Origin of the sequence: Delftia sp. RIT313, from assembly GCF_000632165.1 — a bacterium.
GTDB classification, from domain to species: Bacteria; Pseudomonadota; Gammaproteobacteria; order Burkholderiales; family Burkholderiaceae_C; genus Comamonas; species Comamonas acidovorans.
On the sequence record NZ_JFYT01000028.1, the window covers coordinates 1 to 13,753 of the forward strand.

At 67.7% G+C, this 13,753-nt stretch carries 13 protein-coding genes; 10 read left to right on the forward strand and 3 right to left on the reverse strand.

The window, feature by feature from the left end; translation table 11 throughout:
• From BW39_RS04085 to BW39_RS04105, 5 genes are all read left to right on the forward strand, one after another.
• Positions 1-412 (forward strand): SPOR domain-containing protein (locus BW39_RS04085; RefSeq protein WP_043820026.1); only part of this gene is annotated, 412 nt, incomplete at its 5' end.
• Positions 413-493: 81 nt separating this feature from the next.
• Positions 494-1,144 (forward strand): thiol:disulfide interchange protein DsbA/DsbL, encoded by a 651-nt coding sequence (locus tag BW39_RS04090; RefSeq protein ID WP_013804754.1) that lies wholly within the window; start codon positions 494-496, stop codon positions 1,142-1,144.
• A gap of 171 nt (positions 1,145-1,315) precedes the next feature.
• On the forward strand, positions 1,316-1,978 hold the full coding sequence (gene lptA, locus BW39_RS04095) for a lipopolysaccharide transport periplasmic protein LptA (protein WP_013804753.1): 663 nt from the start codon (positions 1,316-1,318) through the stop codon (positions 1,976-1,978).
• A complete protein-coding gene (lptB, locus tag BW39_RS04100; protein ID WP_012202605.1) occupies positions 1,975-2,763 on the forward strand; it encodes an LPS export ABC transporter ATP-binding protein in 789 nt (262 codons plus the stop codon). The genes lptA and lptB overlap by 4 nt, the downstream gene beginning before the upstream one ends.
• 54 nt (positions 2,764-2,817) lie before the next feature.
• Positions 2,818-4,434 carry an RNA polymerase factor sigma-54 gene (locus BW39_RS04105; protein ID WP_043820029.1) on the forward strand — a complete coding sequence of 539 codons (1,617 nt, stop codon included), beginning with the start codon at positions 2,818-2,820 and terminating at the stop codon, positions 4,432-4,434.
• Positions 4,435-4,472: 38 nt separating this feature from the next.
• Here BW39_RS04105 and rtcR read toward each other — a convergent pair whose 3' ends face one another.
• Positions 4,473-6,080, reverse strand: a complete 1,608-nt coding sequence (gene rtcR / locus BW39_RS04110; RefSeq protein ID WP_043820031.1) for an RNA repair transcriptional activator RtcR — start codon at positions 6,078-6,080, stop codon at positions 4,473-4,475.
• A 696-nt stretch (positions 6,081-6,776) separates the two neighbouring features.
• On the opposite strand from rtcR, the gene BW39_RS04115 reads away from it, so the two are divergent.
• The 5 genes from BW39_RS04115 to rtcA are packed head-to-tail and all read left to right on the forward strand — an operon-like array spanning position 6,777 to position 11,669.
• Complete coding sequence (locus BW39_RS04115; RefSeq protein ID WP_012202608.1) at positions 6,777-7,916, forward strand: slipin family protein; 1,140 nt, start codon at positions 6,777-6,779, stop codon at positions 7,914-7,916.
• Between the two features lie 56 nt (positions 7,917-7,972).
• Positions 7,973-8,470 (forward strand): hypothetical protein, encoded by a 498-nt coding sequence (locus tag BW39_RS04120; protein ID WP_043820033.1) that lies wholly within the window; start codon positions 7,973-7,975, stop codon positions 8,468-8,470.
• Between the two features lie 59 nt (positions 8,471-8,529).
• Positions 8,530-9,747 (forward strand): RtcB family protein, encoded by a 1,218-nt coding sequence (locus tag BW39_RS04125; RefSeq protein WP_180288353.1) that lies wholly within the window; start codon positions 8,530-8,532, stop codon positions 9,745-9,747.
• 53 nt (positions 9,748-9,800) lie between these two features.
• Positions 9,801-10,616 (forward strand): nucleotidyltransferase domain-containing protein, encoded by an 816-nt coding sequence (locus BW39_RS04130; protein WP_043820034.1) that lies wholly within the window; start codon positions 9,801-9,803, stop codon positions 10,614-10,616.
• Positions 10,617-10,625: 9 nt separating this feature from the next.
• A complete protein-coding gene (gene rtcA / locus BW39_RS04135) occupies positions 10,626-11,669 on the forward strand; it encodes an RNA 3'-terminal phosphate cyclase (RefSeq protein WP_043820037.1) in 1,044 nt (347 codons plus the stop codon).
• 6 nt (positions 11,670-11,675) lie between these two features.
• On the opposite strand, the gene rocF is transcribed toward rtcA, so the two are convergent.
• Together rocF and BW39_RS04145 are read right to left on the reverse strand one after the other, a co-directional pair.
• A complete protein-coding gene (rocF, locus tag BW39_RS04140) occupies positions 11,676-12,641 on the reverse strand; it encodes an arginase (RefSeq protein WP_034389523.1) in 966 nt (321 codons plus the stop codon).
• Positions 12,642-12,658: 17 nt separating this feature from the next.
• A complete protein-coding gene (locus BW39_RS04145; protein ID WP_043820039.1) occupies positions 12,659-13,732 on the reverse strand; it encodes an ornithine cyclodeaminase in 1,074 nt (357 codons plus the stop codon).
• Positions 13,733-13,753: the final 21 nt, after the last annotated feature.

Sequence of the window (13,753 nt, forward strand, 5' to 3'; positions counted from 1 at the left end):
GCTGCCGGGGAGGCTGGGCGTGACTCCGCCACCCGCGCCCGTGGACCCGGCCAAGCCGCCTGCCAAGCCCGAAAACAAGGCCGATGGCAAGAGCTCGGCCGATCCGCTGGGTGACCTGGTCAAGTCGCGCTCCGCCGCCGCCGAGAAGGCGGAAAAGGCAGAAAAGGCCGACGCCGCCTTCAACTACTTCGTGCAGGCCGGCGCCTTCCGCAGCCAGGGCGATGCCGATGCGCAGCGCGCCAAGCTGGCCATGCTGGGGTGGGAGGCGCGCGTGAGCGAGCGCGAGCAAAACGGCATCACCATCTTCCGCGTGCGTGTGGGTCCGTTCACCAAGCGCGACGATGCCGAGCAGCTCAAGCAAAAGCTCGATGGCGCCGGGGTCGAGTCCACGCTGGTGCGCGCCGCACGCTGAAAGCGCGTTGCAACAAGAGCGCTGAACTTTTGGCGGGCCCCTGCCTCCTAACCTGCAGCATTGAACGAGGAGTTTGTTTTGATGAATCGCCGCGACTTTTCCCTGGCTGCCTCGGCAGCCGCTGCCAGCGCACTGACGCTGGGCACTTCCGCCGCCCAGGCCCAGGCCGCAGCGCCCAAGGAGGGCAAGGACTACATCAAGCTGGCCAAGCCCGCACCCACCAGCGCCGGCGCCGGCAAGGTCGAGGTGGTCGAGTTCTTCTGGTACAGCTGCCCGCACTGCAATGCGTTCGAGCCCACCTTTGCCGCCTGGAAGAACCAGGCGCCGGCCGACGTGGTCGTGCACCGCGTGCCCGTGGCCTTCAACGCCAGCTTCGTGCCCCAGCAAAAGCTCTACTACGCCTTCGAAGGCATGAACCTGCTGGACACCATGCATGCGCGCGCCTTCCACGCCATCCATGTGGAACGCAACCGTCTGGCCAAGGACGACGAGATCTTCGCCTGGGTGGGCAAGCAGGGCGTGGACGTGGCCAAGTTCAAGGAGGTCTACAACTCCTTCAGCGTCTCCAACCAGGTTCGCAAGGCCACCCAGCTGCAGCAGGACTATGACGTGGAAGGCGTGCCGGCCATGGGCGTGGCGGGCCGTTACTACACCGACGGCACCAAGGCCGGCAACATGACCAATGTGCTGCGCGTGGTCGATCAGCTGATCGCCACCAGCCGCAAGGGCTGAGGCCCGGGCCTCGGCCCAGCCAAGCCGCGACAGGCCCGCCATTGTGCGGGCCTGTCGCTTTTGGAAACCTCTTTTTGTGCCTTTGTGTCAGCGCTTTCCGTGCGCGTTGAAAGACGCCAGGAACGGTTGCGCGCGACACCCCCTACAATGGATGCAAGAAGCGTGCCCTCCATGAAACAACGACTTTCCTCCCTCCTGCTCGCCGCCGCCCTGGCGGCTTTCGCCGGTATGGCCCAGGCCGAAAAGGCCGACAGCACCAAGCCCATGAACATCGAGGCTGATGCGCTGCGCCATGACGAACTCAAGCAGACCAGCGTCTTCACTGGCAACGTGGTGATGACCAAGGGCACCATCGTGCTGCGCGGCGCCCAGCTCGATGTGCGGCAAGACCCTGAAGGCTTTCAGTACGGCGTGGTGACGGCCGAGGCGGGCAAGCGTGCCTTCTTCCGCCAAAAGCGCGATACCGTGCCGGGCCAGCCCGAGGAGTTCGTGGAAGGCGAGGGCGAGGTCATCGAATACGACGGCAAGGCCGACCTCGTGAAGTTCATCCGCCGCGGCGAACTGCGCCGCTATCGCGGCGGCCAGCTCAGCGACGAGATCACCGGCTCCATCATCGTCTACAACAACCTCACCGACGTGTTCACCGTTGACGGGCAAAAGACCAGCGGTGGCCAGCCCAGTTCCACGGCCGGCCAGGGCGGTCGCGTGCGCGCCGTGCTGGCGCCCAAGGAAGGCACGCCGGGCTCGCAGCCGCGCGCCCCCGCAGCGGGCACGCCGGGCACGTCCCTGCAGCCCAGCAACAGCCTGGACAGCCTCGGCGGTACCAAGCGATGAGCGGGCAAGCCGCAGCCCCGGCTGCCACTGCACGCGCCGACCAGGGCAGCAGCCTGCAGGCACGCCATCTGGCCAAGTCATACGGCAGCCGCAAGGTGGTCAAGGATGTGTCGCTGTCCGTGAAAAAGGGCGAGGTCGTGGGCCTGCTGGGCCCCAACGGCGCGGGCAAGACTACCTCGTTCTACATGATCGTGGGCCTGGTGCGCAGCGACGGCGGCGACATCTTCATCGACGGCCAGGCCGTGGGCAACATGCCCATCCACCAGCGCTCGCGCCTGGGCCTGTCCTACCTGCCGCAAGAGGCATCGATCTTCCGCAAGCTCAGCGTCGAGGACAACGTGCGCGCCGTGCTGGAGCTGCAAAGGGACGAGCAGGGCCGGCCGCTGGCGCGCAGCGTCATCGAGGAGCGCCTGACGGCGCTGCTGCAGGAATTGCGAGTGGACCATCTGCGCGCATCGCCAGCGCTGGCGCTGTCGGGCGGCGAACGCCGCCGCGTCGAGATCGCGCGCGCCCTGGCCACGCAGCCGCGCTTCATCCTGCTGGACGAGCCCTTTGCCGGCATCGACCCCATCGCCGTGATCGAGATCCAGCGCATCATCGGCTTTCTCAAGGCGCGCGGCATCGGCGTGCTGATCACCGACCACAACGTGCGCGAGACGCTGGGCATCTGCGACCATGCCTTCATCATCAGCGACGGCCACGTGCTCGCCCAGGGCACACCCGAGGAGATCGTGGACAACGCCGAAGTGCGGCGTGTCTACCTCGGCGAACACTTCCGGATGTAGCGCCATGCCCTGCCTGGCCCGTCTGCGAGACTGTCTGCGCGAAGGAGCTGCCGCTTGAAGCCCGGTCTGTCGCTGCGCGTCTCCCAGCATCTTTCGCTCACTCCCCAGCTGCAGCAGTCGATACAGCTGCTGCAGCTGTCCACGCTGGAGCTGGCGCAGGAAGTGGAGCAGATGCTGGGCGACAACCCCTTCCTGGAGCTGGCGAACGAGGAGGGCGATCACGATGCGGCTGCCGGCACCCGCGAGCCTGCCGCGCCCGGCGCCGAGGCCACGGAGTCCTTCCAGGAAAGCCGCGCAGACCAGTCTTCGGCGGCGGTGGAGTGGGAGCCCTCGTCGGACGCATCCTCCGGCGATGCCGTGGAGACTTCCGGCACGGCCGAGTCCCTGAGCTGGGAAGGCGACGGCCAGACCACCTCGGGCAACGATGACCGCGACTGGGGCAGCGATGCGCCCTCCAGCCGCACGCGCGGGCAGGGCGAGGAAGACGAGGCCGATGCCACCGAACTGGCACGCAGCGCCGAAAGCCTGACCGACCACCTGCACCGCCAGGCCCTGAGCCTGCGCCTGGGCGAGGTGGACCGCGCCGCACTGCGCTTTCTGATCGAGAACCTCAACGACGACGGCTATCTGGAAGACCCGCTCGACGAGCTGGCACAGGGCCTGGCGGGCGACGATCTGGAGGAGTGCGAGGAACTGGTGCACCGCTTCACCGTGGCGCTGCGCCTGCTGCAAAGCCTGGAGCCCGTGGGCGTGGGCGCGCGCGACCTGGCCGAATGCCTGACGCTGCAACTGCGCGACCAGTTGGCCGATGCCGAGCGCGAAGGCAACGGCAGTGCCGAGGACGAAGACCGGCAGGCCGTGCTGCGCACCGCGCTGGACATCTGCGCCCAGCCCATGGACCTGCTGGCGCGGCGCGACCTGCGCAAGCTCGCCAGCCTGTGCGGTGCGCGCGAGGAGCGGCTGCGCGAGGCGCTGGTGCTGATCACCCGGCTGGAGCCACGCCCGGGCCGGCGCTTTGCCGACGTGCAGCGCCAGATCGTCGTGCCCGACGTCATCGTGCGCCCCGTGCGCAGCGGCGCGGGCCGCATGGACTTCAGCGTGCAGCTCAACCCCGACGTCATGCCCAAGCTGCGCGTGCACGACATCTATGCCAGCGCGCTGCGCAGCCACAGGGGCAGCGAAGGCCATGCAGCGCTGCAGCAGCGGCTGCAGGAGGCGCGCTGGTTCATCAAGAACATCCAGCAGCGCTTCGACACCATCCTGCGCGTGTCGCAGGCCATCGTGGAGCGCCAGAAGAACTTCTTCGTGCATGGCGAGCTGGCCATGCGCCCGCTGGTGCTGCGCGACATTGCCGACGCGCTGGGCCTGCATGAATCCACCATCAGCCGCGTGACCACGGCCAAGTACATGGCCACGCCGCAGGGCACCTACGAGCTCAAGTACTTCTTCGGCTCGGGCCTGGGCACCGAGGCCGGTGGCAATGCCTCCAGCACGGCCGTGCGCGCGCTGATCAAGCAGTTCGTCGCGGCCGAAGACCCCAAGAAGCCGCTGTCGGACAACCAGCTCGCCGACATGCTCAAGGAGCAGGGCATCGAATGCGCGCGGCGCACGGTGGCCAAGTACCGCGAGCTGCTCAAGATCCCGCCGACCACGCTGCGCAAGGCGCTGTAGCCCAGGCGCGCAAACTCGCCATCGCGCCACCGTGGTGTCTATGGCGTTCGGCCGGCCACGGCATCCCACTTCAAGCCGAATTTCAGCAGGTACTTGCGCAGGCGGTCGGCATCGTTGACCACGCTGCGCTGGGTGCGTGACCGGTCGAACAGGCGGCGCCCCGCATCGGACAGCGAAGGCGACTCCCGGCACACGCGCAGCACCGCTTCGAGCTGCATGCGGTCGAACAGATCCAGCGGCTCCAGCACTTCGGCAGACAGCAGGCTTTGCAGGCTGGCGCCGGCCGGTTGCACGGCATCGCCTCGTTGCCACAGCCACTTCAGGCGCTGTATCTCGGCATCGACCAGGGCCGTGGAGATGCGCCCCCCGTCGGCCAGCGTGGCCAGGCGCGTCATGCTGGCCGACAGGTCGCGGAAGTTGCCGCTCCACAGCGCCTCGGGCGAGCGCGCAAAGCGCAGATAGCGCTCGCGGGCCTCCACGTTGAAGCGCACCATCTGGCCGGTCTCGTCGGCCGAGCGCGCGAGCAGGTGGTCCATGTTGGGTTCGATGTCCTCGGGGCGCCCGGCCAGGCCCGGCAGCGCGTAGGACCACAGATTGATGCGCGCGAACAAATCCTCGCGAAAGCGCCCCTGCGCCACGTCGATGCGCAGGTCGCGGTGCGTGCCGGCGACCAGCTGGAAGTCGCTGCTGACCTCGCGGTCGCTGCCCATGGGATAGAAGCGCTTTTCCTCCACCGCCTTGAGCAGCATGGCCTGTTCGTCCAGGCCCAGCTCGCCGATTTCGTCCAGGAACAGCACGCCCTGGTGCGCGCTGCGCAGCAGGCCGGCGCGGTCGGCCGCAGCGCCCGTGAACGCGCCCTTCTTGTGGCCGAACAGCACCGAGGCTGCACCATCACCGCGCAGCGTGGCGCAATTGACCTCCACGAAGTCGCCCTGCACCTGGTGCCTGGCCTTCTTCAACTCGTACATGCGCCGCGCCAGATGCGACTTGCCCGCACCCGTGGGACCCGTGAGCAGGATGGGCGCGCGCGAGCGCACGGCCACGCGCTCGATCTCGTCGATCAGCGCGTTGAACCCGGCATTGCGCGTGGCGATGCCGCTCTTGAGAAATTGCACGGCCTCGCTCTGCTCGGCGCCGAAGCGCTGGGCGATCACGTCGTAGCGCGACAGGTCCAGGTCGATCAGCGCATAGCTGCCCGGGTCGCCCATGCGCTGGCGCCGGGGTGGCGAGGTCTGGGCCAGCACGCCGGGAATGCGGCGCGACTCCACCAGCAGGAACAGGCAGATCTGTGCCACGTGCGTGCCCGTGGTGATGTGCGTCCAGTACTCCTCGCGCTCGGGGTCGAAGCGGTAGGCCTGCGTCCAGTCGAACAGCCGCGCATAGACCTCGCCGAAATCCCAGGGATCGGCAATGTTCATGGGCACGAGGTTCACCTGGGTCTCGGGCGATGCCGTGGCGATGTCGCCCTGCAGCAGCTGCGCCAGGGCCAGATGGGGCGGCGTGTAGAGCAGCTCCAGCCGCTCCACCACCAGATCCTCGTGCTGCATGAGGGAGAGGGTCGGCCGCCATTTTTCCCAGCGCCCCGCGCCCCTGCCGGAGTCCAGCTGCGTACCCAGAAAGCCGATGACGACCTTTTTCTTTTCCATGTTTTTGTCTAGTTGGATAGCTGAAATTCTAGTTTCTTTGGATTGAAGAAGAAATAAAGGAAAGTGTGATTTGATATTTATCCAAATAAATCAATGAGTTGGAGAATTTTTTGGCGCCTGAGGCCAGGCTGGCACGCATCTCGCAATAACCAAGGCATCCAGTGCAAGCGGTGACCGCTCACAGGCCGGGGTTGGGGCAAAGGCCCGCCCCGCCGGTGCCGGAAGTCCGGGCCCCCAGGGGCTTGTCGATTTCCCGCATGCCGCACGCCGCAAGCGCTGGGTAACGGCAAGGTTGTGGAAACCGTCCCGCAAGGGACGCCTGGTTCGACTCCAGGCTTGCCAGCCACTGGTAGCTCAGTCTGGTAGAGCACCCTCGCAAGAGGACTGTCGCAGGTTCGATTCCTGTCCACTCTTCCGGCCGCAAGGCCGGGCTATTGAAACGGTCGAAAGACCACCCGCCGAACGCGGGAGGTGGCCACCGGGTTGCGATGCAGCCCAAGGCCGCCACCCGTCAGCGGCGGCGGCTGTGCCAGGTCCCGGCACGGTCCGCGCCCGCAGCCAGCCACGCTGCAACCTGTTCCAGGGTTGCCGCCACGGCGCATTGCAAGGCCCGGGCCGTGCCCCCTGGAACCCCGCCGCTGCTGTAACGGCACCCCTATTGATTGCGGCGAAGACGCCGAACGAGGAGAAGAAGAAATGCTGAAGATCCAACGCATCACCGTCAAGAAGAACGAACGCGCCCTGCTGCTGCGCAATGGCGATTTCGAGCGCGTGCTGCACAGCGGCCGGCACTGGCTGTTTGCCGGCACCGACCAGTTGCGGGTGGAGACTTTTGCCCTGGAGCAGCCCGCCTTCACGCACGGTCTGGCCGACTACCTGATGGCGCAGGAGCCCGCCGTGGTGGCCGCCGAATTCCTGCGCGTGGAACTGTCCGAAACCGAGGCAGGCCTGCGCAGCGAAAACGGCGTGCTGGTCGAGATCCTGCCGCCCGGCACGCGCCGCCTGTACTGGAAGGGACTGGTGGACGTGGGCGTGCAGGTGGTCGACCTGCAGGCCGGCGCCGAGCTGCCCGCCGCCCTGGCGGCGCGCCTGACCCAGACGCAGCTGCGCCAGCGCAGCGTGTCCGGCCTCAACGGCGTGCTGCAGGTGCAGGTGCCCGCAGGCCAGTGCGCGCTGCTGACCATCGACGGCAAGGTGGACCGCCTGCTGCAGGCCGGCAGCCATGCGTTCTGGAAGTTCGGCCGCAGCATTGCCGTGGAGCTGGTGGACCTGCGCCTGCAGGCCGTCGAGGTCTCGGGCCAGGACATCATGACCCGCGACAAGGTGAGCCTGCGCCTGAACCTGAGCGCCACCTATCGCCACACCGACGTTCTGCGCGCCTTTGCCCAGCTGCAAAAACCTGCCGAGCACCTGTACCGGGAGCTGCAGTTCGCGCTGCGCGCCGCCGTGGGCACCCGCACGCTCGATGAGCTGCTGGAGAACAAGACGGTGATCGATGACGTGGTGACCGCGCACATGGCGGCCAAGCTGCAGCCCTTCGGCATGGTGGTGGAGAGCGTGGGCGTGAAGGACATCGTGCTGCCCGGCGAGATGAAGGCCATCCTGACCCAGGTGGTGCAGGCCGAAAAGCAGGCCCAGGCCAACGTGATCCGCCGCCGCGAGGAAACGGCGGCCACGCGCTCGCTGCTCAACACAGCCAAGGTCATGGAGGACAACCCCGTGGCCCTGCGCATGAAGGAGCTGGAGACGCTGGAACGCGTGGCCGAGCGCATCGACAAGATCTCCGTGTTCGGCGGGCTGGATCAGGTGCTCAACGGGCTGGTGAAGATGCGTTGACCGGCAGGCTGGTCGGGGCACAACGGACAACGAAGAAACTAAAGAGAGGTACGGCCATGGCCGCATTCGAAGAACTATGGAGCTATGAGGTGGGCAAGGCGGGCTGGGCGACGTTGAAGTTCAGCACGCCCGAGGAGGAACTGGTGTGTGCCGTGTCCTACCTGCACGATTCGCTGGGTGATCTGGCCGCCATGGCGTTGGCTTTGGCCAAGGGCGCGCACCGGGCTGCCGCCGTGTTCATGGACGAGCCCGGCGAAGTGCACCTGAGCATGGAGGGTGACCGCGACACCCTTTCATACGAGCTGCGTCAGTACGCGGACTGGGCCAGCTGGGGCATCACCGCCATGGATGACTATGAAGTGCTGGCCCGTGGGCAGGTGGCCCGCGAGGACGTGGTGCGCAGCGTGTACCGCGTGCTGGACGGTATTTATTGCGGCATGGGTGTCGAGGAGTACCGAAAGCGCTGGCTGGAGCATGAATTCCCGCTGCGGGACTATCAAAGCCTGGGCAGCGCCATCCGCAAGCGGGACCTGTCTCGCCTGATGCGTGGATGAGCCGGGCGACAGCAAGACCTAAACAAGACGAACAGACAAGAAGACTGAAGGACAACGCAATGAACTACCTGCAACACAACGTGGAAAACGGCGTCCCCATCAAGATGTGGACCAAGGGCGTGCCCGTGGAGGACGAGGCGCGCAGGCAGCTGGAGAACGCCGCGCGCCTGCCCGTGGTGTTCAAGCATGTCGCGGCCATGCCCGATGTGCACCTGGGCATAGGCGCCACCGTGGGCTCGGTGATCCCGACCATCAAGGCCATCATCCCGGCGGCCGTGGGCGTGGACATCGGCTGCGGAATGATGGCTGCCAAGACCACGCTGCGCGCCGAGGACCTGCCCGACAACCTGGGCCCGCTGCGCTCGGCCATAGAGCAGGCCGTGCCGCATGGCTCGGTGCCGCGCCACCGGGGCCGCGATCCGGGCAGCTGGGAGAACCCGCCCGTGTCGGTGGACCAGGTCTGGGCCACGCTGGCCGATGAGTTCGACCTGCTGTGCGAGCTGCATCCGCGCCTGGCCAACACCAACAACCGCAAGCACCTGGGAACGCTGGGCAGCGGCAACCACTTCATCGAGATCTGCCTGGACGAGGCGGGCTTCGTGTGGTTCATGCTGCACTCGGGCTCGCGCGGCGTGGGCAATGCCATCGGCACCCATTTCATCGAGCTGGCCAAGAAGGATGCAGAACTCCATCAGCGCAACCTGCCCGACAAGGATCTGGCCTACTTCGAGGAAGGGGCCCGCTACTTTGGCGACTATGTGCGCGGCGTGTCCTGGGCGCAGAAGTTCGCCATGCGCAACCGCGAGGTGATGATGGCCAACCTCATCGCCACGGTGCGCAAGGTGATCGCCAAGCCCTTCGAGTCGCATGTGGAGGCGGTGAACTGCCACCACAACTATGTGCAGCAGGAGCGCCATTTCGGCCAGGACGTGTTCATCACCCGCAAGGGCGCGGTGAGCGCGCGGCGCGGCGAGCTGGGCATCATCCCGGGCAGCATGGGCGCGCGCAGCTATATCGTGCGCGGCCTGGGCAATCCGGAGAGCTTCGAGAGCTGCAGCCACGGTGCGGGCCGCGTGATGAGCCGCACCAAGGCCAAGAAGATGTTCAGCGTAGAGGACCACATCAAGGCCACCGAGGGCGTGGAATGCCGCAAGGATGCCAATGTGGTGGACGAGATTCCCATGGCCTACAAGGACATCGATGCGGTCATGGCCGCGCAGCAGGATCTGGTCGAGGTGGTGCACACCCTGAAGCAAGTGGTGTGCGTGAAAGGGTGAGTGGATGAGGGCCCCGGGCTCTCATCCTCCAGAACAGAAAGCAGGATGAGAGCATGAGGGAAGAGAAGGTATTGAGCGCGCATCCGGTCTCCGACGCCATGCGCGCCACGGTGCTGGCCAATCTGGCCGAGGTGGAGCGCAGGCACGAGGTCACGGTGCTGTTTGCCTGCGAGTCGGGCAGCCGGGGCTGGGGCTTTGCCTCGCCCGACAGCGACTACGACGTGCGCTTCATCTATGTCCACCGCCTGCCCTGGTATCTGACGGTGGCGCCGGGCCGCGATGTCATAGAGCAGCCGCTCAGCGGCGAGCTCGATGTCAGCGGCTGGGAGCTGCGCAAGGCGCTGGGGCTGCTGCGCGCCTCCAACCCCACGCTGCTTGAATGGCTGCGCTCGCCCGTGGTCTACCGGCAGGAGCAGCCCTGGGCCGAGCGCCTGCATCTGCTGGCCGAGCAGGGCTTTTCGCCGGTGCGCGGCTACCACCACTACGTGGCCATGGCGCGCAAGAACCTGCGCGCCCACCTGCAGGGTGATGTGGTGCGCTACAAGAAGTACTTCTACGTGCTGCGCCCCTTGCTGGCCGCGCGCTGGATACGCGAGGGGCGTGGTGCGCCGCCCATGCGCTTTGCGCAGCTGGCGGCGGGCACGCTGGAGGATGCAGGCCTGCTGGCCGAGCTCAACGAGCTGCTGGAGCTCAAGATGCGCCTGGGCGAGGCCGCCAAGGGGCCGCGCCGGGTGCGCGTCCATGATTTCCTGGAGCGCGAGCTGGCCCATGCCATGGCCCATGCGCCCGATCCGGGGGAGCAGGCCGATGCGGCGCCGCTGGACCGCTATCTGCGGGATGCCGTGGCGCGCTTTGGCGGCAATGAATGAAAGAGAAAAATGAAAGTGATCGAGATCGACGGCTCCGCCGGGGAGGGCGGAGGCCAGATGCTGCGCAGCGCGCTGGCGCTGTCCATGTGCACGGGCCAGCCCTTTGCCATGCAGCGCATCCGTGCCGGGCGCGCCAAGCCGGGCCTGATGCGCCAGCACCTGGCCTGCGTCAATGCCGCCGCCGAAATCTGCGGCGCGCAGATGCAGGGCGCCGAGATGAATTCGCAGGCGCTGCAATTCACACCGGGGCCGGTGCGTGCGGGCGAGTACCGCTTCGTGATTGCCTCGGCGGGCAGTTGCACCCTGCTGCTGCAGACGCTGTGGCCCGCGCTGATGCTGGCCGATGGCGAAAGCCGCCTGACCCTGGGCGGCGGCACCCACAACCCGGCCGCGCCGCCCTTCCACTTCCTGGAGCGCAGCTATGCACCGCTGCTGCACAGGCTGGGCGCGCGCTGCGAACTGCGGCTGCGCCGGCTGGGCTTCTATCCGGCCGGTGGCGGCGAGATGGACGTGACGATCACGCCGGCAACCAATGGGCTGGTGCCTTTCGATATCACCGAACGCGGCGCGCCCGTGGCCAGCCATGCCGAATGCTTTGCGCCCGCGCTGCCACGCGCGGTGGCCCAGCGCGAACTGGACCATCTGGGCCAGGCCCTGGGCTGGTCTGGCGAGCAGCTGCAGGTGGCTGCCGTGCGCCAGAACGAAGGCCCGGGCAACGCGCTGCTGGCCACGCTGGCCTATGAGCACCTGAGCGAAGTGTTCACGCAGTTCGGCATGAAGGGTGTCAGCGCCGAAAAGGTGGCGCATGACCTGGCACGCGAGGTGCGCCGCCACCAGGGCAGCCAGGCCGCGCTGGGCCCGTACCTGGCCGACCAATGGGCCCTGCCGCTGGCGCTGGCCGTCTGGCGCAGCGGGCGCGGGGCCAGCTACACCTGCACGGAACTGACGCCGCATGCGCGCAGCAATTTCGAGGTGATCGAGCGCTTTGTGCCCGTGCGCCTTACCACGGACGCAGCGGGCGACGGCTGGCGTGTTTCGCTCTCGCCAGCCTGAGCGGGGTCAGCGATCGGCCCGCACCAGCGTGCTCTTGCCGAACAGGCTCTCCAGCAGGTCCACCACCAGTTCTGCCGTCTGGTTGCGCACATCCAGCGCGGGATTGAGCTCCACCAGATCCATCGAGCCCAGGCGTCCGGTGTCGGCCAGCATCTCCATGCACAGCTGGGCCTCGCGGTAGCTGGGGCCGCCGCGCACGGGGGTGCCGGTGCCGGGCGCGATGTCGGGATCGAGGTAGTCCACGTCGAAGCTCAGGTGCAGGTGGGTGTCGCTGCCTTCCAGGTCTTCCAGCGCGCGGCGCATAACCTCGCGCATGCCCAGCTCGTCGATGGCGCGCATGTCATAGACCTCCACGCCCAGCGAATGCAGCAGGCGCTTTTCCTGGTCATCCACGCTGCGCAGGCCGATCTGGCACAGCGAGGCGGCTGCCAGCGCCGGATCGCCGCCCTGGGACAGCGCGGTGAGCGCCGCGGGCCCCAGGCCGCACAGGCTGGCCACGGGCATGCCGTGCAGGTTGCCGCTGGGCGAGATATCGGGCGTGTTGCAGTCGGCGTGGGCGTCCAGCCAGATCACGCGAAGCGCGCGGCCCAGGCGGCGGCAGTGGGCGGCCACGGCACTGATCGAGCCCATGGCCAGGCTGTGGTCGCCGCCCAGCATCAGCGGCAGCTCGCCATCGTCCAGCGCCTGGCCCACGGCCTGGTGCACGGCCTGCATCCAGGCACGGGCCGGTGCGAGGTGGCGCAGCCCCTGCTCGGGCGGTGTCTGCGGATTGGGCGGGCCTGCCAGATTGCCGATGTCGCTCACCTGGCAGCCCAGCTGACGCAGCGCCGGGCCCAGGCCGGCCACGCGCAGTGCGTCGGGCCCCATGGCGCTGCCCAGGCGGCTGGCACCGATGTCGGTGGGCACGCCTATGAGTCTCAGGGCGCGTGCGGTCTGCGGGGTCGTATGGGTGTTCATGCTCATGGGACCCATGGTATGCAGTCCCCGTGTCAGCCAAAGCCGCGTTCTGCCTGCCCGGCCTCGCGCACCAGCCGGTACAGGTCGCGGGGGTCGGCCAGCGCAGGCACCAGGTCGATCGACTGCATCAGTCCGGTGTCGTGGGCCAGCGCGCGCAACCAGCGCAGGGCCGAATAGTCCTCCAGCGCAAAGCCCACGGAGTCGAACAGCGTGATCTCCGTGTCATGCCCGCGGCCCGGCGCCTGGCCGTTGATGACCTGCCACAGCTCGGTCACGGGCGCGTCGGCGGGCAATTGCTGCAGCTCGCCTTCCACGCGCGTCTGGGGCGTGAACTCCACGAAGATGCGCGCGCGCCGCAGCAGTGCCAGGGGCAGCTCGGTCTTGCCGGGGCAATCGCCGCCGACGGCGTTGATGTGGGTGCCCGGGCGCACGTCGGCATCGGCGATCACGCAGGCGCGGTGCTTGGCGGCCGTCACCGTGGTCACGATGTCGGCGCCCTCCAGGGCCTCGGCGCTGCTGGCGCAGCAGGTGATGCGCTGGGCCGCGATGCCCGCATGGCCCAGGTTGTCCACCAGCTTGCGCATGGCCTGGACATCGATGTCGAAGATGCGCAGCCGTTCCACGCCCAGCAGGTGGGTGAAGGCCAGGGCCTGGAATTCGGACTGCGATCCTGCGCCGATCAGCGCCATGCTGCGGCAGCCCGGCCGTGCCAGCCGGCGCGCGGCCAGCGCCGAGGTGGCGGCGGTGCGCAGCGCCGTGGCCAGCGTCAGGTCGGACAGGAAGACCGGCAGGCCCGTGGCCACGTCGGCCAGGGCGCCGAAGGCCATCACCGTGGGCAGGTCCCGATCGGCGTTGTCCGGGTGGCCGTTGACGTACTTGAAGGCGTAGTCGAGCGCATCGGACACGGGCATGAGCTCGATCACGCCGCCGGGCGAATGGTGGGCGATGCGGGCCGATTTCTCGAAATCGGGCCAGCGCGCGAAGTCTTGCTCGATGGCATCGGCCAGGCCGGCCAGGCAGGCGGCAACGCCGACCTGCGCCACCAGGCGTGCGGCCTGCGTGGCGCCGAGGAAATCCGTGTGGACGGGCGTGGTTCGAGGCTTCATGGTGCTCTCCCTCGCGGTTGC

What these genes read in the sequence shown, in the direction of transcription:
- BW39_RS04090 (WP_013804754.1), top strand. Translation starts at nt 494, where the DNA reads ATGAATCGCCGCGACTTTTCCCTGGCTGCCTCGGCAGCCGCTGCCAGC.
- lptA (WP_013804753.1), top strand. Translation starts at nt 1,316, where the DNA reads ATGAAACAACGACTTTCCTCCCTCCTGCTCGCCGCCGCCCTGGCGGCT.
- lptB (WP_012202605.1), top strand. Translation starts at nt 1,975, where the DNA reads ATGAGCGGGCAAGCCGCAGCCCCGGCTGCCACTGCACGCGCCGACCAG.
- rtcR (WP_043820031.1), bottom strand. Translation starts at nt 6,080, where the DNA reads ATGGAAAAGAAAAAGGTCGTCATCGGCTTTCTGGGTACGCAGCTGGAC.
- BW39_RS04115 (WP_012202608.1), top strand. Translation starts at nt 6,777, where the DNA reads ATGCTGAAGATCCAACGCATCACCGTCAAGAAGAACGAACGCGCCCTG.
- BW39_RS04120 (WP_043820033.1), top strand. Translation starts at nt 7,973, where the DNA reads ATGGCCGCATTCGAAGAACTATGGAGCTATGAGGTGGGCAAGGCGGGC.
- BW39_RS04125 (WP_180288353.1), top strand. Translation starts at nt 8,530, where the DNA reads ATGAACTACCTGCAACACAACGTGGAAAACGGCGTCCCCATCAAGATG.
- BW39_RS04130 (WP_043820034.1), top strand. Translation starts at nt 9,801, where the DNA reads ATGAGGGAAGAGAAGGTATTGAGCGCGCATCCGGTCTCCGACGCCATG.
- rtcA (WP_043820037.1), top strand. Translation starts at nt 10,626, where the DNA reads ATGAAAGTGATCGAGATCGACGGCTCCGCCGGGGAGGGCGGAGGCCAG.
- rocF (WP_034389523.1), bottom strand. Translation starts at nt 12,641, where the DNA reads ATGGGTCCCATGAGCATGAACACCCATACGACCCCGCAGACCGCACGC.
- BW39_RS04145 (WP_043820039.1), bottom strand. Translation starts at nt 13,732, where the DNA reads ATGAAGCCTCGAACCACGCCCGTCCACACGGATTTCCTCGGCGCCACG.